The sequence below is a fragment of the Pseudomonas sp. B21-031 genome (genome assembly GCF_024748985.1).
Classification (GTDB): Bacteria; Pseudomonadota; Gammaproteobacteria; order Pseudomonadales; family Pseudomonadaceae; genus Aquipseudomonas; species Aquipseudomonas kermanshahensis.
The window spans coordinates 5214218-5234784 of sequence record NZ_CP087181.1 but is presented as its reverse complement, the minus strand read 5'-3'; the positions used below and the strand labels follow the sequence as shown (position 1 = coordinate 5234784).

At 58.2% G+C, this 20567-nt stretch carries 12 protein-coding genes and 1 other RNA gene; 2 read left to right on the top strand and 11 right to left on the bottom strand.

The annotated features are described in order from the left end of the window. Positions 1–49: 49 nt before the first annotated feature. A complete protein-coding gene (locus LOY53_RS23380) occupies positions 50–2443 on the top strand; it encodes a TonB-dependent siderophore receptor (protein ID WP_252825914.1) in 2394 nt (797 codons plus the stop codon). Positions 2444–2538: 95 nt separating this feature from the next. Here the strand turns inward: LOY53_RS23380 and LOY53_RS23375 are convergent, their stop codons facing one another. From LOY53_RS23375 to LOY53_RS23335, 9 genes are all read right to left on the bottom strand, one after another. Then, the gene (locus tag LOY53_RS23375; protein WP_258703339.1) at positions 2539–4392 is read right to left on the bottom strand and encodes a 3'-5' exonuclease; all 1854 of its coding nucleotides are present in this window, start codon (positions 4390–4392) and stop codon (positions 2539–2541) included. Between the two features lie 360 nt (positions 4393–4752). Further along, positions 4753–7074: a restriction endonuclease subunit S gene (locus LOY53_RS23370; RefSeq protein WP_258703338.1), complete on the bottom strand. Its 2322-nt coding sequence runs from the start codon at positions 7072–7074 to the stop codon at positions 4753–4755. Continuing rightward, entirely contained in the window at positions 7071–8540 is a 1470-nt protein-coding gene (locus LOY53_RS23365; protein WP_258703337.1) for a class I SAM-dependent DNA methyltransferase, read from the bottom strand. The genes LOY53_RS23370 and LOY53_RS23365 overlap by 4 nt, the downstream gene beginning before the upstream one ends. An 86-nt stretch (positions 8541–8626) precedes the next feature. Next, the gene (gene hsdR / locus LOY53_RS23360; RefSeq protein ID WP_258703336.1) at positions 8627–10993 is read right to left on the bottom strand and encodes an EcoAI/FtnUII family type I restriction enzme subunit R; all 2367 of its coding nucleotides are present in this window, start codon (positions 10991–10993) and stop codon (positions 8627–8629) included. Between the two features lie 90 nt (positions 10994–11083). Next, on the bottom strand, positions 11084–11383 hold the full coding sequence (locus LOY53_RS23355; RefSeq protein WP_258703335.1) for a hypothetical protein: 300 nt from the start codon (positions 11381–11383) through the stop codon (positions 11084–11086). After that, the gene (locus tag LOY53_RS23350; protein ID WP_258703334.1) at positions 11380–12360 is read right to left on the bottom strand and encodes an integrase domain-containing protein; all 981 of its coding nucleotides are present in this window, start codon (positions 12358–12360) and stop codon (positions 11380–11382) included. The genes LOY53_RS23355 and LOY53_RS23350 overlap by 4 nt, the downstream gene beginning before the upstream one ends. Before the next feature lie 949 nt (positions 12361–13309). Beyond that, positions 13310–14566, bottom strand: a complete 1257-nt coding sequence (locus tag LOY53_RS23345) for an integrase domain-containing protein (protein ID WP_258703333.1) — start codon at positions 14564–14566, stop codon at positions 13310–13312. Between the two features lie 187 nt (positions 14567–14753). Next, positions 14754–15145, bottom strand: a transfer-messenger RNA (tmRNA) gene (gene ssrA / locus LOY53_RS23340). Between the two features lie 97 nt (positions 15146–15242). Beyond that, positions 15243–15527 (bottom strand): hypothetical protein, encoded by a 285-nt coding sequence (locus LOY53_RS23335; protein ID WP_085274245.1) that lies wholly within the window; start codon positions 15525–15527, stop codon positions 15243–15245. Between the two features lie 421 nt (positions 15528–15948). Between LOY53_RS23335 and LOY53_RS23330 the strand changes: the two genes are divergently transcribed. After that, positions 15949–16197, top strand: a complete 249-nt coding sequence (locus LOY53_RS23330; protein WP_238215330.1) for a hypothetical protein — start codon at positions 15949–15951, stop codon at positions 16195–16197. A gap of 308 nt (positions 16198–16505) precedes the next feature. Here the strand turns inward: LOY53_RS23330 and LOY53_RS23325 are convergent, their stop codons facing one another. After that, positions 16506–19316 carry an FAD-binding and (Fe-S)-binding domain-containing protein gene (locus LOY53_RS23325; protein ID WP_258703332.1) on the bottom strand — a complete coding sequence of 937 codons (2811 nt, stop codon included), beginning with the start codon at positions 19314–19316 and terminating at the stop codon, positions 16506–16508. A gap of 77 nt (positions 19317–19393) precedes the next feature. Continuing rightward, a complete protein-coding gene (gene lldD / locus LOY53_RS23320; RefSeq protein WP_258703331.1) occupies positions 19394–20539 on the bottom strand; it encodes an FMN-dependent L-lactate dehydrogenase LldD in 1146 nt (381 codons plus the stop codon). Between the last annotated feature and the right edge of the window lie 28 nt (positions 20540–20567).

The window sequence follows — 20567 nt, the reverse complement described above, 5'->3', positions numbered from 1 at the left end:
AGAAGGCCGGAATACAGGCCAGTCTGCCAGCACCCCACGGAGCGAGAAAATGAGTTCGACCCCGGTTCCACAGCGCCACCCCTTGAATCGTGCCCTGCACGGCGCCTTCTTGGGCCTGGTTGTCAGCAGCTATGCCTTGCCGTCGCTTGCGCAACCCTTGGCCTCTGATCACACCAACCAGCTGCAGCAGTGGAACATCCCGGGTGGCCCGCTGGCGCCGGCGCTCGACCGCTTTGCGCGCCAGGCGGGCATCAGCCTGTCCTACGATGCGCAGAGCATCGGCAACCGCACGACCCAAGGTGTCCAAGGCACGCTCGAGACGCCGGCAGCACTGTCGTCATTGTTGCAGGGCACCGAGTTGCAGCCAGAGCAGCAAGGCCCGAATGCCTACCTGATCATTCCGCAAACCAAGCCTGCCGGCCCGCTCGAACTGGGCGCGACCGAGGACTATCGCCTGGCGCCCGTCATCATCAATGCCAAGGTCAAAGCCAGTGCTGACGACGACGCCGACTCGGTGGTCGCTAAAGAGCTGTGGGTGGGTGGCAAAGTCGCGACCAGCATCCTCAACACGCCCGCGTCCGTGTCGGTGGTTACCCGCAAGGAGATGGAGCAGCGCAGCGTCAGCACCACCGAAGAGGCCCTGCTCTACACCCCAGGCGTCATCAGCGACTTCTACGGCTCGGACGACCGCAACGACTACTTCCAGATCCGCGGCTTCCAGGCCACCACCTACCGCGACGGTCTGACCTTAAGCTCGATGCGCGGTGTGCGCGAAGACCCCTACGCCTACGAGCGCATCGAAATTTTGCGCGGCGCCAACTCCACCCTGTTCGGCCCGGCCGACCCCGGTGGCTCGGTGAACTTCGTGACCAAACAGCCCCGCTTCGAGCAGTTCGGCCAGGGCTACGTCACTTACGGCTCCTACGACCATGCCGAGACCGGCATCGATGTTGGCGATGCGCTGAACGACGAAAAAACCGTCGCCGGCCGCTTCACCGCCAAGATGCAGAACAGCGACCGCGAGTACGACCACTCGCAAGACGACAACCGCTTCGTGATGGGTGGCCTAACCTGGGCGCCGACCGACTACACCTCGGCCACCGTGATCCTGGACTACCTGAAAACTGACAGCTCGCCCAACAGCGGTGGCTACCCGCTGGACAAGGAATACGACCGCAGCGATTTTTACGGTGAGCCCAGCTACAACTTCCACAACGTCGAGCGCACCAGCCTCAGCGGCAACATCACCCACGACTTCGACAACGGCTTCGTGCTGCGCAGCAACCTACGTTACAGCGAGCTGAGCGATGACTTCGGCTACGCCTACCTGAGCGACAGCCCTACGCGTGTTGGCACCACGATCCCACGCTACGTGTTTGGTACCGACAGCGATGCCGACCAACTCAACGGCAACCTGATGCTGCAATACGATGCCCAGTTCGAGCACATCGACAGCAGCACCCTGGTGGGTGTGGAGTACCTCGACTCCACCACCAAGCAAAGCTCCGTCTACGGCCTGGCGCCTTCCATCGATATCGCCAACCCAATCTTCACCGGCGTGCCGGGCGATATCTCGCCGTATACCCGCAAAAAGAACGACGCCACGACCAAGGCTGTTTTCCTGCAGCAGAACCTGTCGTTCTACGACCGCGTCATTGCTACCGCCGGTGTGCGTAACGACTCCATGGACCTGTCCAGCAAGGAGTACATCGGCGGCGCCTCGAGTGAAAACGACAGCTTCTCCGAAACCTCTTACCGCGGCGCGTTGACCTACATCGTCAACGATGAAGTGTCGACCTATGTGAGCATGGTGGAATCCGTTTCACCGCCACAGGTTGGCGTTACCCCGCAAACGGGCCGGCAGTACGAAGTGGGCGTTAAGTATTCGCCCATGGGGATGGATGCGTTGTTCTCTGCAGCCATTTATGACCTGACGCAGGAGAACGTCACCATTGCCGTGGTGTTGCCGAGCGGCATCATCGAGCAGCAGACGGTGGGTGAGTCTCGCGTGCGCGGCCTGGACCTGGAAGCCAAGGCGCAGGTGACGCAAGACATCAGCGTGATCGGGGCTTATTCGTATATGGAGTCTGAAGTGCTGCGTGGGTCGTTGTATGACGGCTCGTCGCTGAAGGGTAAGGAATTCACCACGGCGCCGAAGCATTCTGCTTCGCTTTGGAGCTACTACAGCATTCCTGATACTGACGTGAGCGTTGGGCTGGGGGCGCGGTATGTGGGCGGGTATTACATGGATGCGGCCAATACCAAGAAAAGCGATGGCACCACGCTGTTTGATGCGGCTTTGAATTACAAGATTGCCAAGGGGACCGACCTTGCGCTGAATGTGAGCAATCTGTTTGATGAGCAGCATGTGGTGGGGTCGGGGACGGCGAATTATTACAACCCGGGGCGGGAGGTTACGGCTAAGTTGAGTTATAGCTGGTAAGGCGGGGGGCTGGATTGTGAGGTGCCCGCTATATGGCGGGCACCTACGTTGGCTCCTTCACGCATGGTGAATAGGGCACTGATTTAAGCAGCGGCCTAAAGGCTGGCTTTTACCTGGGCCACCGCCTCCCCAAGGCGCTCGGTGAAACCCGACTGGCCTTGATGGCTCATCACCAGGCGATCAACTGCCCGTGTCATCGCTACGTACAGCAAGCGCATCTCGTCGGCCTCATCCTCACCTTTTCCTGGCATTTCATGCAGGCGCGGGATCATCACAAAACCAAACTCCAGCCCTTTGCTGGAATGCATGCTGACGACTTTTACCGAGTTTTCGGCATAGAGCTTTGTACGCTGAGAGATCACCCTGGCACTGGTGTAAGGAATACCTGCCGCTTTCAGCGCCTCCTCAACCCAGCTGGCTTGACTGGTATGTCGGTAAATCACCGCCATGTCTTCCCAGGCTCTGCCGTTTTCATGTTCTGCCCTTAACCTCATCGCCAGGCACTGTGCTTCTTGAGCTGGCTGAGAGAAGCTTAAAAGCTGTGGCATCTCACCCCGACGCCCCGCACTTTGAGGTGCAAGCACCGGTACATGATCGTCTTCGGCATCACGTGCGCTCAGCAGATCCTTGGAGAATGCATGGGCCACCGAGAGTACTTCTAAGGTGTTGCGGTAATTGGTACGCAGCACTGTGGTCCGGCCAGAGGCCTTGATGCCTACGCTGGCAAAGCTGAACGCCATTTTGGCCGTGCCCGTCGTCTTGCCGCGATAGATGGCTTGAGCGTCGTCATACAGTACCAACAGGTCTTCACGCTCGCGATCCACCTGATGGACGACCAAGCGAAACCACTCGGGTTTAAAGTCGTGCCCTTCGTCAATGAGGATGGCGGCGTATTGCTCTGGGGCTAGGGCGCCGCTTTCCATGTGCCGAAGCACTTCTTCTTCCAATGCTTGAACGAACTTCGCCCCTTTCATTTCAGGAAGACTTAGCTTTGCATGGGTCAGTAAACCGTGGCACCAGGCATGGAAGCCCATGATCGTTACCTTGTGGTCCTGACGGTGCTGCTGCAGTACTTGGCTCAAACGCGCGGCAAGCGTTTTGTTGAAGCACAAGACCAAAACCGGTTTGGTAGCTACGCGAGCTAGGTACAAGCAGCGATAGACCAAGATCATGGTTTTACCGCTACCGGCGACACCGTGGATCACCCGATGGCCATCACCCATGGAACGTGCCAGCTGCTCTTGCTGAAGGTCCATCACCTTAAGCAGGCTGGGAAGGGGAGCATCTTGTTCACTGAACAACCCGAACTGAGCACGTGCCGGGTTTAACCGAATCTCGGGAAACAGATGGTAGCGCACTCGGTCAATTTGCTCCGGCTGCAAGTGCACCGGGAACTGATGTACGAGCATCTTGCACACCTGCTGTTCGAATACCGTGCTGTCTGCAGTTTCAAACATTTCGTCTTTGCAGATTACCCGCGTGCCTTCCATCGCTGCGCCGAGCTTCTTTGCATCGAACTCTTTGCGGGTGATCTCGGTGAGGACCACCCCCCAGCTGTACGGCATGATGAGCTTGCCAGGCCGGTAAGCCCCAACACCTTGGGTTAAGGCGCTGTCTTTTTCCAATGCCTGGACCGTTTCAAAGGCATTTTTGCGGGCTTGGGCCAGCGGGTTGATAACGGTTTTTTCCTGGCCGTCATCGTATTTTTTTACATCGCTGGCCGTCATCGAGATCAGCGAAGTGATTTTCCAGTCTTTGACCTCAAGCACTAGCAGCCCGATATTGGGGTGCAAGAGGACGAAATCAGGTTGCAGGCCTTTTGGCCCGACTGGCACGTTGAACCAGCACAACCAGTCGTCTGAGAGCTTTTTTTCGAGTCGTTCGGCGAGTCGTTTTTCGCCTGGGGCGTCGAAGCGGCAGGCACTGAGTGCGGGGAAGAGTTGGGCCATATCCTTAGCCTCCATATCCAAAAACGACATGCACGGTAGGATTTATAGCTGCGGGGTGCAATGAAAAAGGTGAGGGGGGCGTGGGTTTTTTTGGGGGATACGGTAGGTTCACTGGGCGAGATACCAGGGGAAGCAGCGCGAACAAAGAGCTGGAAACTCGGTGCGAAAAAAGAGAGTCGTGGGGCGTGTCACATTTTTCTTGAGCCGGGGTAACTTGAGCTGAGCCATTAACTCTTTGATTTTTCTGAAATATATTGGTTAATAAATTTCTTTGGAATACCGATTGGAATGCCGAGGCAAGCTGAAATTAGCGATATGCCTCGGTTTGTTATTCTGCAGAGACTGGCGAAAAGATTAATCTTATTCAAAACCGGGCAAGCTGCGCATGCCGCCTTCGGTGCGCTTGCCAAAGCCGCTGGGCATTAGCATTTTGTGCTTTTTCATCTCTGCGAGTACCGCGAACCATTGGTTTTTGCCGAAGCGCAGCTTGGTGACGTTCCAGCTATGCATGACTTCGTCCACGATGGCTTCATCGGTAACTGGGCGACCTTCGAGGATAAAATCGTTCCAGGCGGCATAGAGCGTCACAGTCATTTCGCAACGATCCGTATCCCAGTCCCGCATTAGCTCGATGACCTGTTCAATGGTGGCCCTCTCAATGACCGACCAGGCGCTGATATATGCCTGCCGATGCTGCCCTGCTTGGGAAAGCGGGCGGTAAGCATGGCCAACAGTCTCGCGCTCAATGCGTTCGTACCACTGATGGTTTTGCAGCTCGCCTTCAACCTTATTCATCAGATGGCGATCGTGGGGGCCAGCGGCGTCACGCAGGTAGTTACCTTGGATAGCGGCGAGCCTGGCTGTATGTTCGACTAAGTAAATAACTTTCTGCAGTTTGCGTTGGCCGAAGGTGTGTTGGCTATGCAACTGATGAGTGATTTCTGCGGCGAGCAAGGTGCGGGCTACTTGTCGATCCAGGGTAACGAGAGCTTGCTGAGTATTTTCGACAAGCGCACTTTCGACCAGCTTGTTGGCCAGATGGTCGTTCAACTGGCGCGCCTGGTTTAGGCGCATTTTGAGTTGGTCGCAGAAGCCAATGAGTTGGTCGACTTTGGCGACGATACGATGTTGTTCTGGAAGAGGGGGTAAAGGGAATTCAATCGCTGCAAGTCTCGATGCGCTTAAGTGAGCAATATTTGTGGTCTGCTGTGCCGCCTGTTGAAAACGACCGCTGTGCATACACGATTGAAAATATCGCAATGCATATATTGGTGTTACGCATTCGTATACTCGGAAGCGCAGTAATGTGTTTTGAAAGCAAGCTCCAGGTATTTCTCCATTAAATAGTGCTGGGCGGCCTACCAACTCTTTGCTCTGCCCTTCGTTTAAAAGGATGTCTCCGGGTTGTAACCGAAAGATTTCCTGCTCTGCGGGGGTGAAGTTCATCTCTTTAACGTCTGACAAGTCGAGCGCGTTTTCTTTGACGTTGGCTACGCGTAGATAGGGTGTCATGTGCTCGCCAAAGTGATCCTTCGGGGATCGTTGACGCCCAAGTTTGATTTCACCAACTTGAGCAACGCTTGCTATCGTCCAGCCGTTAGGCAGATCAAATGAGGCAATTTCTGGGGTTGCTTCAGTTGTCTGTTTTGTTTTTTTTGATTTGCAGGAATTCGCGGCTAGTTGATTCTTTTCCTCGACCCGCTTGAGCGTTTCGAAAGCCCGCTCATCGTAGGGATTTTGCTGTACTAGCTTGCCCATCATAGCTAATTGCAACAGATTTTTTCTGAGGGTTTCGATGCTGGTCTCAGTGGTGAACAGGGACTGGAAGTTTTCAGCCAGGCGCTGCCAGTTGATGGCGAATTCGATGGCGTCGCTTGTTTGAGTAAGGCCGTCGAGCAGCACTTGCACCAGTTGGGCGCGGGCGCTTTCGGACTCGGCTTGCTGGGCTTCCAGGCGGTCGCACAGGGCCATCAGATCATCGACTTTGGCGACGATGCGTTCTTGTTCGGCGAGCGGGGGCACTGGCACTACCAGCTTTTCCATTTTCTCTTTGGTCATGTGGACCATAGATACGCCATGGCCAGCAGCCTTGATATCTTGCGTTTGCTCCAGCAAATAGTTGTATAGGTAATGCTTGCTGAGCTGACCTTTGGCGTAAAAATCGAGCTTCCAGATGTGGTAGTGATAGATTGAGCGCTCACCATGCCAAATGAATGGTCCGAAGGATGCAGACCAAGCAAACAGTAAGTCTCCCGGATTGCAGTACTTATCCTCTTCAAGGGTGAGGGTCGAGTAATACCAATGATTGGATGTAAATAGATTCCCAACTCGCAGGACGGGCGTACCTGCGTCTAGCAGCTCTTCTTTCTTGTAGGCCCTACCATTAAGAACATTCACAACATCAGCAAGTCGAGCCCACGCCCAGCCCGCTGGCAGCTCAAATGCTGGATCTTCGGCATCTCTTTCAGACAGCGCCTTCTGTTTCCTGATCTTGCCCTCAGCCACCAACCGTGCCTTTTCCTCGGCAATGCGCTTGAGCAACTCACTGGCCGGCTCATCACTTGGATCTTGCGGCACCAACTTGCCGCGCACCGCCAGTTCCAGAATCAGTTCACGCAGCTTTTTTATACCGTTTGGCGCACCAGCCAGCAGTGGCAGGTTATCGGTAAGCAGCGTCGTCATACCTCGCGCTCCAGGGCTTCAGCCAGCACGGCCTTAAGCTGGTCGCGCAGGTCGCTGATCTCGCCTTGCAGCGTGGCGTAGTTGCGCAGCAGTTCGTCCGGGTCGTGGTTGATTTGTTCTCCGATATGCGGGTTTTTGCAGTCCAGGTTCCAGTTGCGCGCTTGCAGCTCTTCGAGGCTGACCTGCCAGGCAAATTCGTTCTCCACCCGTGCGGCAAAGCCATCGGCCTCGCTGCCCCACCAGGCCTCTTCCACTGAGAACTCTTCGATGCGCATGGGGCGGGTCTTGGAGTAATTCTTCACTCCGGCCGGATACTGGTGTTCGTAGAACCACACCTGTTTGGTCGGCGTGCCCTTGGTGAAGAACAGCAGGTTGGTTTTGATGCCGGTGTAGGGGTTGAACACGCCGTTGGGCAGGCGAACGATGGTGTGCAGGTTGCACTCGGTGAGCAGCTTTTCCTTTATGCGGCTTTTGATGCCTTCGCCAAACAGAAAACCATCGGGCAGTACCACGGCGGCGCGGCCACCGTCTTTGAGCAGCTGCATGATCAGCACCAGAAACAGGTCGGCGGTTTCGCGGGTGCGGAAGGCTGCGGGGAAGTTGGTTTCGATGCCGTCTTCTTCCATGCCGCCGAACGGCGGGTTGGCGACGATGCAGTGCACGCGTTCGCTCGGGCCCCAACTGATCAGCGGTTTGCTCAGGGTGTTGTCGTGGCGGATCTGGCTTGGCACTTCGATGCCGTGCAGGATCATATTGGTGGTTGCCAGCAGGTGCGGCAGCGGCTTCTTTTCCACGCCGAAGATGCTGGCCTGCAGGGTGCGTTCGTCCTCGGCGGTTTTTACATAGCGGCTGCGTTTGTGCTCGATGGCGCAGGTTAAAAAGCCGCCAGTGCCGCAGGCCGGGTCCATGACCTTCTCATCCAGCTTGGGATCGACCATGCGCACCATGAATTCGGTGACCGGACGCGGGGTGTAGAACTCACCGGCGTTACCGGCGTTCTGCAGGTCGCGCAGCAATTGCTCGTAGAGGTTGCCGAACTCATGGCGTTCTTGGGCTTTGTTGAAGTCCACACCTTCCTGAATCTTGTTGATCACCTGGCGCAGCAGCTGGCCGGATTTCATGTAGTTGTATGCGTCTTCAAATACGCTGCGTACTACGAAGGCTGACGGTGTGTTGCTGTACTCGTGCAGGTTCTGCAACTGGGGAAACAGGTTGTTGTCAATAAAGTCCTTCAGCGCATCGCCGGTCATACCTTCCGGGTCAGCCGCCCAAGTGCGCCAGCGGCAGCTCTCGGGAATGGGCGATCGGTAGTTGTCGTCCATTAGCTCCCATTCAAGCTCGCGGTCATCAAAGATCTTCAGGAACAACAGCCACACTAGCTGGCCAATGCGCTGGGCGTCGCCGTCTACGCCAACGTCTTTGCGCATGATGTCCTGGATGGACTTGATGGTGGAGCTAATGGACATGAAGGTCTCTCAACACGTAACGCGGGGGGGCAAGATTCTACCGGATCGTGGAGGAGACTGCTTTGTCATGTCGTCGGTGCTTAGCCCTAGCTTGCGTAAAGCTCACCCTCCAATTCATGAATCGCCTTGGTGTACCCCGCTTTGCCGCCAAAGGCTTTGACCAGCTCGATAGGTGCGCCGATCTGGCTGAAAGGGTCAAGCTGAAGGATTTTGATGTCCTCGATATGCTCGATCCCGGTATCGGCGTATTTATCCAGTAGCGCCTCCAACACCTGGCGGGCTGCGCCTGAATACTTGGCGAAATAGTTGCGCTTTTTTACCTGCTCGGCTCGCTCACGGCGTGATAAGGCAGGCTGATCGAAGGCTACGTGGCAGATCAGGTCGAACGGATCGAGCTGCTTGCCTTGTTTCTTTTCTACTTCTTCGGCCAACGCCTCCCAAATTACGCCTTGGATGGCCATCTCCTCGATGATGACTTTCTTTTGCTCGGCATCGCCCCAGCGCCGGAGGAAGTCATCCAATGAGGCGAACTGCTTTTGTACGCAGGTACGGGTGTAATCATGCAGTGACTCGGTGATCAGCCGGCCATCAGGACCGTAGTACTGCACCCGTTCAGCGACGACATAGACTGGTACGTTGTTGATGATATACCGGATGCGTTTTTTACCTTCATCCTCGCCGGTGAAATCTGGTTCATCACCCTCGTTATCGTTGCCAGCGCTGGAGCCTTCTTGATCGGCTATTGGCTCATCTGGCGGTACGGGGGAGTCATCGATCTCTGGGGCGTAGATCACCACTGGGTCTCCGTCGAAGGCCGGGTCGGCAAACAGCTCGGTGGCCTTTTTGAAATCCATTATGGTGAACCAGTACTTACCGAATTCCTCGTTGATGCGGGTGCCACGACCGATGATCTGCTTGAACTCGGTCATAGATTTGATGTGCTGGTCGAGCACGATCAGCTTGCAGGTCTGCGCATCTACGCCGGTGGTCATTAGTTTGCTGGTGGTGGCGATGACCGGGTAGCGCATTTCCGGGTTGATGAAGTTGTCCAGTTCGGCTTTGCCCTCCTGGTCATCGCCGGTAATGCGCATGACGTACTTGCGGTTCTCAGCCACGCGCTCCGGGTTGAGGTTGACCAAGGCTTGGCGCATGCGTTCGGCGTGATTGATGTCGTCGCAGAAGACGATTGTTTTCTGGAATGGGTCTGAGGCCTTGAGGAACTCGGTGACCTTCTGCGCGACCAGTTGAGTCCGCGCCTCGATGACCAGGCTGCGATCCATGTCCTTCAGGTTGTAGATGCGGTCTTCGATCAGTTCGCCGTTCTTGTCGAGCATGCCCTTGGGTGGGCGCCAGCCTTGCAAGTCTTTGTCGAAGTCGATGCGCACCACTTTATATGGCGCAAGAAAACCGTCCTCGATGCCCTGTTTGAGGGTGTAGCTGTACACCGGCTCACCGAAGTAGGTGATGCTTGACACCTCTTTGGTTTCCTTTGGTGTGGCGGTTAGGCCGACATGGGTGGCGCTGGAGAAATAGTCGAGAATTTCGCGCCAGGCGGAATCCTCGGCAGCGCTGCCACGGTGACACTCGTCGATCACGATCAAGTCGAAGAAGTCGCGGGAGAACTGCTTGTAGATGTTCATCTCTTCGTCAGTGCCAGTGACGGCCTGATAGAGCGATAGGTAGATCTCATAAGAGGTGTCGATCTGGCGTTTGGCGATTTTGGTCATCGCTTGGCCAAAGGGTTTGAAGTCGTTGTTCTTCGTCTGGTCGACAAGAATGTTGCGGTCAGCAAGGAACAGAATTCTCTTTTTCTGTTTTGATTTCCACAGTCGCCAGATGATTTGAAAGGCGGTGTAGGTTTTGCCAGTGCCTGTGGCCATCACCATCAGGATACGGTCCTGCCCGCGCGCTACCGCCTCAACGGTGCGGTTAATGGCGTTCGTTTGGTAATAGCGCGGCATGCGCCCGGAGCCGTCGTCGTAGTATGGCGCTACGATCTTGTGTTGAACCGCAGTATCCAGCCCTTTCCATTGGCAGTAGCGCTGCCAAAGCTCGATAGGACTAGGGAATTGATCCATGGGGAGGTCCGTTTCTACCTTGCTGCCCGTACCACTGCGATCATGGAACAGGAAGGCATCGCCATTGCTGGAGAATACGAACGGTACATCCAGCGCCTCTGCATAGCGAAGAGCCTGCTGCATGCCGGAGCCAACAGAGTGGTTGTTATCCTTCGCCTCGATTACAGCGATAGGCAGGTTGGCTTGATGGTAGAGAATGAAATCTGCACGGCTCGCTTCGCCGCGACTGTGAAGCTTGCCCCGCACGATAATGCGGCCTTTGGTGAAATAAACTTCCTCGCGCACCTGCTTGAGCATGTCCCAGCCAGCTTGCTGGATGGCAGGGGAGATGTACTTACTGCAGATGTCCCGCTCGGAAAGTGATTTCTTGTCCATGGCTCACTGTGTCCCTATGACGTGCTGCGAACTTTATCAGAAGGGCTGGAGGCATGCTGCCAGTATTGAGGGCCGGCATTCTCAGGATCGTCAGTCAGGCCTGCGTCTGCCCTGACAGCGGTTGAAAACCCATGGCTTTTCTAATCGTCGGACGAGAAGCCGTACGGTCAGTAGATAGTAATAGTGTGACGCTCCACTTCGCTCTTTCAGGCGTTGATCGAGAAACCAAACCAAATGCTTTCTCTGCCAGGCCCAAGGCGTTTCTCGCTGCCAGCGCTCTGCTATTTCAGTCTGGATGATTTTCGCCTGTCGCACATGGCGTTGATGGGTTGCGTGCGATCCCGTCAGCACTCCAGCCAAGAACAGTTCCATGTCGAATGGCTTACTCATGTCCGCCCTCCAACGTAGGCAGAGACCACATCGATCCGACCGTGCCCCAACTCGTAGCTGATTTGCTTCCGGGCCTCACGATCAAGGTTCCTATCTACCTGACAACAGTGGCCGCCATTGATAGGCGCGCGGTGTTGGGTGATTTGCTCATAGCGTTCACATGCATACGCCGCTCGTAGCTCATGGAAGCCTTTGAGCTTGTGTGCATGCAGCACGTCCCACGCTGGGCGGACGATTTCCTGCAGAACATTCAGATAGCTTTCGTCTGGCGCAATCAGGTTGCGGCTACTCGCAGGCGACACCTGCCGTGCAAACCCAAGTGCGTCTTGAACATGGTGGTCCACGGCAATCCATCGTGGCGCTGAGGCACCAGCTCGGCCGCCTTTGGTGCCATCCTGGATGTTAATCCAGCCCAGGTCGTTAGCCTCACGGCTTAGCCGTGGCAGGTCAGCCAAGATGGCCTCACGCAAGCGCATGCCGGTGGCTCTTGCCAACAGGACTATTGCGGCGGCCCGTACCTGATGCTGACTGCAAAGCACATCGACAATCTGCTTAACCTGTTTGCGGTCTTGACCCTGCGGCGCTGAGTCTCGAACTCCGCTGCGTTGCATGCCCAACGCCTTACTCGGACTGGGCAACTTCACGCACTGGTCACCGCGAAGCGCCGCCATAGTCCTGTTAACGCTGGATAGTCGATTTTGCGCGGTGCTGACGGAGAGATCACCGCGCTTAACCATGTCGCGCAGATACGCTGCGTAATAGGCCAACACCTTCCGATCAATCTGCCGCGCATCATTGATACCCGGCCCTTGTTCCGAGCGGCACCACTTCACGAATGCCAACCACCGATCACTGTGCGCTTTCACCGTGCCGTAGTGGCCGCCGCCAAACATGTCTTTCAGCGCCTGCGGCCCCGCGTAACTCAATTGCCTGCCGTAACCAAAATTACGACCATCGCGTCTACCCACCATTGCCATGTCAGTCACCTCATCATCCGATCTCCGATCCTTGCCCCACGTCATCCCGCCAAGAATGCTGAGTGTTATCAGGGATCAAGGCCCCTGCGACCTGTGGGGTGTCCTCTAACGCAGGACTGGCGGCTCCTTACGACCGGGAGCAAGGGCATCTCATGATCTGGCCTCCTGAGCACCGTTACCGGTGGGCGGGTGGAGGCAGCACTGGCTGACGAGACCAGCGCCTGAAGATCCTGAGTCGGGTGAACGCAGCGGTGCGATGACCGGGGCATGCCTGACTGTCAGTCAGGTGCAGTCCATTCCGTGATCTGCGGCACCATCATCTACAGCGCTGTTGCTGGTGACAACGGCGTTTGTCACGCCGGTTGTCACGAGGGGGATTGCCGCAAAGCCTTATGCGATCAGGGCTGCAGCAGTGTTAGAAGCGCCCGTCTCTTTCCACAGAAAGAGACGGGCGCAGGTTGGCGCAAGATTCGGCCAAGCGGATAGGTTGCTGCAGGGCAGCGAAGTAGGAAGTGTCATCTGGCGCACGAGGGCCATGATCTGAAGTAGGCATCCATCACCGGGGAGGTGATCGGGCGAGCTGCCGGATGCGAATCGCCATTTAGGGGAGAACCACCGCAAGAGCGGCGTGACCTTCAAGGCTCGGGCCACCTGGGTTGCTGTCATCGACAGCGTTTGCACGGCCAGTTCTACGCCTGTGGATAAACGCGGTCAAGGTTCGAAACTCAGCGCCGCTTTGGACTTTAAGAGCGGTTATCCACCGCTGGATTTCCGTGGTAAATCCTGGACAACGTGTTCGCTTTTAGCTCTTCAAAGTGAGGTCCTTCCAAACAGGGCGGCTTTGCAGCCCTGTTTGGAAGGACCCGTGCTGAGAAGCGGATGAGCGAGGTTGCTTGCCCCGAATCTTGACGTTCAGTTGTTGCTGCTGCCGTTCTTGCGCCGTACAGAGCTAGCGAATCGGTACCACGTTCTTGTCTCTAACTTGGCCGTAAGCTGAGGCAAGCAGGCTGCCGGTGGCGGCCTTCTGGATGTACTCACTCCACCAAGCCATCATCGGGCGCCGGCGCTCGATGTAGTCGGCTCGGTTGTAGGCGCTGCGCACCTCATCCTTGTCGACGTGCGCCAGTGCCACTTCGATTAGCTCGGGGTCCCACCCATGTTCATTTAAGATGGTGCTGGCCATAGAGCGCATGCCGTGACTGACCAAGCGGTCCTGGAAGCCCATGCGTTTCAACGCCATGTTGGCCGTTTGGCTATTGGCGTGGGTGCGCGGATTTCTGTCTGCTGGGAAGACGTATTCGCGATGGCCGCTGTGAGTCTTCAGTGACTCCAGCAGTGCGACAGCGTGATCACTCAACGGGATGCTATGTGGTCGGCGCTTCTTCATCCGCTCCGGAGGGATAGTCCAGACACGCCTTTCAAAGTCGATGTCTGCCCAGCGAGTAGTCGCCGCCTCGGCGGGGCGAGTCATCGTGTGCAACTGCCATTCGATCAGGCAGCGGGTCGTGCGTTTGATGCTGGCGTTCGCAATTTCCAGCATGAGCTCAGGAAGCTCCTCGGGAGGAAGCGCCGCCATGTTTTCTTTCTTCGGTTTCTTGAACACCGCTCGAATCCCGCTGAGCGGGTTCGCGAAGATCATTCCCGAATTGACACCGTAGGTCATGATCTCGTTGAGGCGCTGGCTAAGCCGTTTCACGGTTTCCAAGCTGCCTTTGGCCTCGATCGGTCGAAGGATCTTGATCACCATCGGTGCACTGACTTCCGAGATCGGTGTCGATCTCATGCTCGGAAAAACGTGCAGCGTGAGTGAGCGCCAGATGTCTTCGGCATAGGCCGGCGTGACCGAGTCCTTTTTCAGCTCGAACCAGGCGCTAGCTACTTTTTCGAACGTATGTTCCGTCTCGGCTAGCTTGGCCTGCGCGAGATCATTGCGCTGAGCTTTGGGGTCGATCCCCTGCGCAAGTACTTCCCTAGCATCAACCGCTTTCCGCCGAGCTTGCGCCAGAGAGACCTCGGGGTAGGAGCCGAGCGCCATGTTGATTCGATTTTTGGTGACCGGGTGCCTGTAGTTGAAATTCCACTGCATCGAGCGGTTGACCCGAACTCGGAGCTGGAGGCCGTCGCCATCCGTGAGGACATAGTCCTTGTCTTTGGGCTTGACTGCCTTGAGCTGGCGGTCGGAGAGACGAGCTGTTTGAGCGCACATACGATGAGCTCCCTGACACCTTTTGGTATTCCCAAGATTAGCCCCAGGTAGGCTGGAATACCACCGGGAATACCCGAATGGCTGGAACTCAAAAGCTCTTGAAAGACCGCAAAAGCGCTGGATGCCGCGTATTTACTGGATTTCAGGCACAAAAAAAGACGTACGTGGACGTCTTTGTTTGATCATTTGGTGGAGCCGGGGGGATTTGAACCCCCGTCCGCCAGTACTCCGCTGTCGGTACTACATGCTTAGCCGTGTCTACTGATTTAATCCGCAGCCGCCCGACGGGCAGGGTGCTTTGGATGAGTTGGGTAAGTTTTAGTCGCTTTGCCCCCAACGTGCTACACGACGATCCTGTTCTGTATGACAATCATTTCGGGTTTACAGGCATCCCCTGATGATTGCTGGAGCCGAAGCTACCAGGAGAGCGGGCTCAGCTGCTTACGCAGCGAGAGCGTAACCCTCGTAGTTTTCGTCATTGGCAACTATAGAAAGTTGCAACAGTGGATTTACGAGTTCTGTTACCAACTCGGCATGCACCTAGAGTTTCGCTACCGGCGTCGAATCCTAATCGGCCCCACACTAGCTCTAGCTAACGCACCTTACGGCACGTGAGGCGAGTATACGCCATTGCGCGGGCGACGTCGACAACTGGTCCGGTCGCCCGCACCAGGGGTCACGAACCGCTGCCGCCGCTGCCTTTTTCGGTTTTTTCCAGGCGCTCCAGCACTTTGCTGGTGATGGCGATGCATTCTTTGGTGTCGCCCGAGGCCTGCGCGGCCTTGGCTTTGTCGACGTGCTCGGTCAGGGCTTTGTCCAGGCCTTCGGAGGTGGCGCCGGCGGTGGCCATGCTGTCATCGATCTTTTGCAGGTTGGTGGTGCAGAGGTCGTCGGCGGCAAACACCGGCGATGCCAACAAGGTGGCGGCCGCGAACAGGGCCGATAGCGCGGTACCTTTCATGGGTGTCTCCTTCTAAGGCCTCTGGAAGGTGGGCCTGTTAAGTGGACTACGCAGATTTGGCGTGGGTTCAATCGGGATGCTGGCAGGGCGATATGATGCGGCTGTAGGGGGATTCTGAACTTGAAACTAAATGCTTCGTGGTGGATGGGTTTGGGAATTATCCTACTGGCGCTGCAGCGGTTTCTCTGTTGTCGATGATGGGCGTTGGGGCTAGTTTCCCTGGGTCGCTGAGGTTTGGCGATCGGGTGTGAGAGCCCGTTCCATTCAAGAGATTTACCGTCATGGTAGCTGTGCGCGGGCAGGCCTTGTGCCTGGCCGGTTTTCCTCCTTGTTTGGCCGGTCTCTCACCCCGCGTACAGCTGCCACCTATTCCTGTGAGAGGGAATGGGTGGGGCCTCATGCAATCAAACGAGAGAGAAATATGAAGAAGATTGTTCCTGATCCACCCAGCCAAACGTCGCCACGTTCGTTCTATACCATCGACAACAAGGTCCCTTCACCGGAGGCGTTGCTGTACGCCATTCAGCTGATGCGCGGGATTGAAGACACCTTGGACGAATACATTTGCGGCAATGCCGGTGAGCCGGGTATCGGCATGCTGGTCAATTCGGTGCATAACGTGCAGATGAGCAGGGCGTTGGCTGAGCTGGTGTTGGGGCGCGAGCCATGATGTTAGTCAGTTGAGGCCAGTGGGGTCGCTGCGCGACCCTTCGCAGGCAAGCCAGCTCCTACAGGGGGCGTGCAGCTCTCAAGGGCAGTGTTAGTCCTGAGGTAGAAGTAGATGAGCAGGGCGTTGGCAGGCGCGCGAGCCCTGGTGTTAGTCGGTTGAGGCCATTGGGGTCGCTGCGCGACCCTTCGCAGGCAAGCCAGCTCCTACAGGGGTAGCACGGGTCTTGAGAGCTGCACAGCCCTTGTAGGAGCTGGCTTGCCTGCGATGGGCTGCGCAGCAGCCCCCTTCTACAATGGCCGCACCCGCTTTTAGATTGTGCGTGGGCGGGTGACGCGGTCTACCAGGTACACCAGGCCGTGATAGTCGATGCCGCTGTGGCTCGACAACCCGATTTCGCAAGTGCGGCTGGTGGAAATGCCTTCGCTGCAATACTGCACCGCACCCTTCAGGCTGCGCAGCGCGTGGGCATTGAGCTCTGGCGTGGTGAAGCCTTTATCACCGGCAAACCCGCAGCAGTGAATACCTTCCGGGATCACCACCTGGTTGCTGCAACGCCGCGCCAGGTCGATCAGCGCTTGGCTTTCGCCCAGGTGCTGGGTGCTGCAGGTCACGTGCACGGCCACCGGCTCGTCTTGGGGGGTGAACTCCAGTTTGTCCAGCAGGTGGGTGCGGATGAAGCGCACGGGGTCGTACAGGTCCAGGCGGGTGTCGCCCAGGTCTTGCACCAGGCGCAGGGTGCATGGGCTGGTGTCGCAGTAGATCGGGTCGAGGCCGCCGCGGCTGGCGTGCAGCAGGGCGTTGATCAGTTCTTGGCGTTTGTGCTCGGCCTGCTCTGGGTAACCTTTGGAGGCGAACGGTTGGCCGCAGCAGAGGCTGTCGGCGTTGTCGGGGAACACGACTTGGTAACCGGCTTTTTCCAGCAGGGCGCGGGTCTTGTCCAGCAGCGAGCTTTGTTCGCGGTCGGCATAGGCGGGGCCCATCACGCGCGAGACGCAGGCGGCCAGGTACACGACGCGGGGGCGGGCGTCGTTGCTCGCTGGGCCGAAGTCGATGGCGCGCAGCGGCTGGGGCATGGCGGGCGTCCATTGGGGTAGCCGGCCGTTGCTGGCGTTGCTCAGCGATGCGGTCAGGCGGCTTAGGCGTGGGGCGCCGAGCAGTTTGCGGGCGGTGTTGGCGGCGGTGAGGGTCAGGCGGGCGCCACTCAAGGCCGTGTGGAAATGGTCGGCCAGCCAGTCGGCGGTTTTTTCGTGTTCGGCGGCCTGGCTGCGCAGCTTCTTCACCAGCTCGCCGGTGTTGATGCCGACCGGGCAGCGCTGGGCGCACAGGCCGGTGGCGGCGCAGGTGTCGAGGCCTTGGTATTGGTAGGTCTTGAGCAGTTCGCGGGTATCGACGCCGGCGCGCTTTTTGGCCTGGATATCACGCCACATGACGATGCGCTGGCGTGGGCTGAGGGTCAGGCCTTTGGAGGGGCACACGGGTTCGCAGAAGCCGCACTCGATGCACTTGTCGACGATTTCGTCGGCAGCCGGCAGGGGCTTGAGGTTTTTCAGGTGGATGTCTGGATCGATGCTCAACACTACGTCGGGGTTGAGGATGCCATTGGGGTCGAGCAGGCGTTTGAGTGCCCACATCAACTGGTAGGCGTCATGGCCCCACTCCAGTTCTACGAACGGCGCCATGTTGCGCCCGGTGCCGTGCTCGGCCTTCAACGAGCCACCGAACTCCACGGCCACCAGCTGTGCCACGTCGTCCATGAAGGCTTGGTAACGCGCGACTTCATCGGCGCTGTTGAAGCCCTGGGTGAAGACGAAGTGCAGGTTGCCCTCGAGGGCATGGCCGAAAATGATCGCCTCGTCGTAGCGGTGCTTGTCGAACAGCTGGATCAGGCGGTTGACGCCCTCGGCCAGTTGCTCGACGGGGAAGGTCACGTCTTCGATGATCACTGTTGTGCCGGTCTGGCGCACGGCGCCGACGGCGGGGAAGGTGTCTTTGCGGATTTTCCACAGCTGGTTGTACACCGCTGGGTCTTCGCTGAACTCGACCTTCTGCTCCAGGGGGTAGTCGGCAATCGATGCCATCACGTGGTGCAGTTGTTCGTGCAGCAGCGTCTGGCTGGCGGCGCGGGATTCGATCAGCAGCGCGCAGGCATTGTCTGACAGGCCTTTTACCCACAGGGGCATGCCGGGCATGTTTTGCACCGAGCGCAGGCTGCGGCGGTCGAGCAGTTCGACGGCGGAAACGGGCTGGCGCTTGAGCACGGTTACCGCGCGGCAGCAGCTCTCGACGCTGGGGAACACCAGCAGTGCGCTGGCCTTGTGCGGGTGGTCGGGCACGGTGTCGTAGGTGACGGCGCTGATGAAGCCCAGCGTGCCTTCAGACCCGACCAGCAAGTGCTGCAGGATATCGAGTGGCTGGTCGTAGTCCACCAGCGCATTGAGCGACAGGCCGGTGGTGTTCTTCAGCCGGTACTTGTGGCGGATGCGGTCTGCCAGTTCGGTGTTGGCGCGGGTTTCGCGGCCCAGGCGGGCCAGGGCTTCCAGCAGGTCGGCATGGCTGTGCTCGAAGGCCGCGACGCTGGCCGGGTCTTCGCTGTCCAGGCGGGTGCCGTCGGCCAGTACCAAGCGCAGGCCCGCGAGGGTGTGATAGGTGTTTTGCGCAGTGCCGCAGCACATGCCGCTGGCGTTGTTGGCGACGATGCCGCCGATTTTGCAGGCGTTGATCGAGGCGGGGTCTGGGCCGATCTTGCGGCCGTAGGGGGCCAGCCAAGCGTTGGCCTGGGCGCCGATGACGCCGGGCTGCAAGCGAATTTGCTCACCTTGGCCGCGAATCTCACGGCCGTTCCAGTTGTCGCCGAGCACAATCAGTACCGAGTCGCTGATGGCCTGCCCAGACAGGCTGGTGCCGGCAGCGCGGAAGGTCACCGGCACACGCTCGCGCTGGGCCAGCTGCAGCAGGCCGACCACTTCGTCTTCAGACTCGACGCGCACCACCAGCTTGGGGATCAGCCGATAGAAGCTGGCATCGGTGCCAAAGGCCAGGGTGGAGGTCGGGTCATCGAAACGGCGTTCGGCAGGTATCAGGCGCTCGACATCACGCAGGAACGCAGCGGGCAGGCTCATGCAATCTCCTCGCGGGGCCACGGCGTCTGGTGCGCCGCGTGCCCCGGTCAATCAGGCGGTGTTTCGTGGGGGCGCGTTCAGGCGCCCAGTTCGCGGACCAGCGAGTCGCGGGTGATCTCGCTGATCGACTTGGTACCGGTCAGCACCATGGCCACGCGCATTTCTTTCTCGAACAGTTCGAGCAGGTTCTTCACCCCAGCTTCGCCATGCACGGCGAGGGCCCAGAGGAAGGCGCGGCCGATCAGCACGGTGTCGGCGCCCATGGCGATCATGCGCACCACGTCGAGGCCGCTGCGGATGCCGGAGTCGGCGAGGATCTTCAGGTCGCCTTTCACCGCGTCGGCAATTGCCGGCAGGGCGCGGGCGCTGGACAACACGCCGTCGAGCTGGCGGCCGCCGTGGTTGGACACGACGATGCCGTCAGCACCGAACTTGACCGCGTCGCGGGCATCGTCGGCATCCAGGATGCCCTTGATGATCATCGGGCCTTCCCAGAAGTCGCGGATCCACTCCAGGTCTTTCCAGGAGATCGACGGGTCGAAGTTGTTGCCCAGCCAGCCGATGTAGTCGGCTAGGCCTGTGGGGTTGCCACGGTATTTGGAGATGTTGCCGAGGTCGTGCGGGCGGCCCATCACGCCGACGTCCCACGCCCATTCAGGGTGGGTCATGGCTTGTAGCACACGGCGCATCGGCCCGTTTTTGCCGCTCATGCCGGAGTGGGCGTCGCGGTAGCGGGCGCCGGGTACGGGCATGTCGACGGTGAACACCAGGGTCTTGACCCCGGCTGCCTTGGCCCGCTCCAGCGCATTGCGCATGAAGCCGCGGTCCTTGAGCACGTACAGCTGGAACCACATCGGCCGGTTGATGGCCGGGGCGACTTCCTCGATCGGGCACACCGACACTGTCGACATGGTGAACGGGATGCCGTGGGCCGCAGCGGCGCGTGCGGCCTGGACTTCGCCACGGCGGGCGTACATGCCGGTCAGGCCGACCGGGGCCAGGGCCACGGGCATGCTCAGGGTTTCGTCGAACAGCTGGGTTTCCAGGCTGAGCTCGGACATGTTCTTCAACACGCGCTGGCGCAGGGCGATGCTGGCCAGGTCCGAGACGTTGTGGCGCAGCGTGTGCTCAGCGTAAGCGCCGCCGTCGGCGTAGTGGAAGAGGAAGGGGGGCAGCTTGCGTTGGGCCGCGGCGCGATAGTCGGTAGAGGCGGAAATGATCATGGATTCTCGCAGCGTTGCTTGAGGGGAT

Excerpts from the sequence above, each read along its gene's own strand:
- lldD (WP_258703331.1), bottom strand. The coding sequence starts at position 20,539 with ATGATCATTTCCGCCTCTACCGACTATCGCGCCGCGGCCCAACGCAAG.
- LOY53_RS23355 (WP_258703335.1), bottom strand. The coding sequence starts at position 11,383 with ATGAGTAAGCCATTCGACATGGAACTGTTCTTGGCTGGAGTGCTGACG.
- LOY53_RS23345 (WP_258703333.1), bottom strand. The coding sequence starts at position 14,566 with ATGTGCGCTCAAACAGCTCGTCTCTCCGACCGCCAGCTCAAGGCAGTC.
- LOY53_RS23365 (WP_258703337.1), bottom strand. The coding sequence starts at position 8,540 with ATGTCCATTAGCTCCACCATCAAGTCCATCCAGGACATCATGCGCAAA.
- LOY53_RS23325 (WP_258703332.1), bottom strand. The coding sequence starts at position 19,316 with ATGAGCCTGCCCGCTGCGTTCCTGCGTGATGTCGAGCGCCTGATACCT.
- LOY53_RS23350 (WP_258703334.1), bottom strand. The coding sequence starts at position 12,360 with ATGGCAATGGTGGGTAGACGCGATGGTCGTAATTTTGGTTACGGCAGG.
- hsdR (WP_258703336.1), bottom strand. The coding sequence starts at position 10,993 with ATGGACAAGAAATCACTTTCCGAGCGGGACATCTGCAGTAAGTACATC.
- LOY53_RS23370 (WP_258703338.1), bottom strand. The coding sequence starts at position 7,074 with ATGACGACGCTGCTTACCGATAACCTGCCACTGCTGGCTGGTGCGCCA.
- LOY53_RS23335 (WP_085274245.1), bottom strand. The coding sequence starts at position 15,527 with ATGAAAGGTACCGCGCTATCGGCCCTGTTCGCGGCCGCCACCTTGTTG.
- LOY53_RS23375 (WP_258703339.1), bottom strand. The coding sequence starts at position 4,392 with ATGGCCCAACTCTTCCCCGCACTCAGTGCCTGCCGCTTCGACGCCCCA.
- LOY53_RS23380 (WP_252825914.1), top strand. The coding sequence starts at position 50 with ATGAGTTCGACCCCGGTTCCACAGCGCCACCCCTTGAATCGTGCCCTG.
- LOY53_RS23330 (WP_238215330.1), top strand. The coding sequence starts at position 15,949 with ATGAAGAAGATTGTTCCTGATCCACCCAGCCAAACGTCGCCACGTTCG.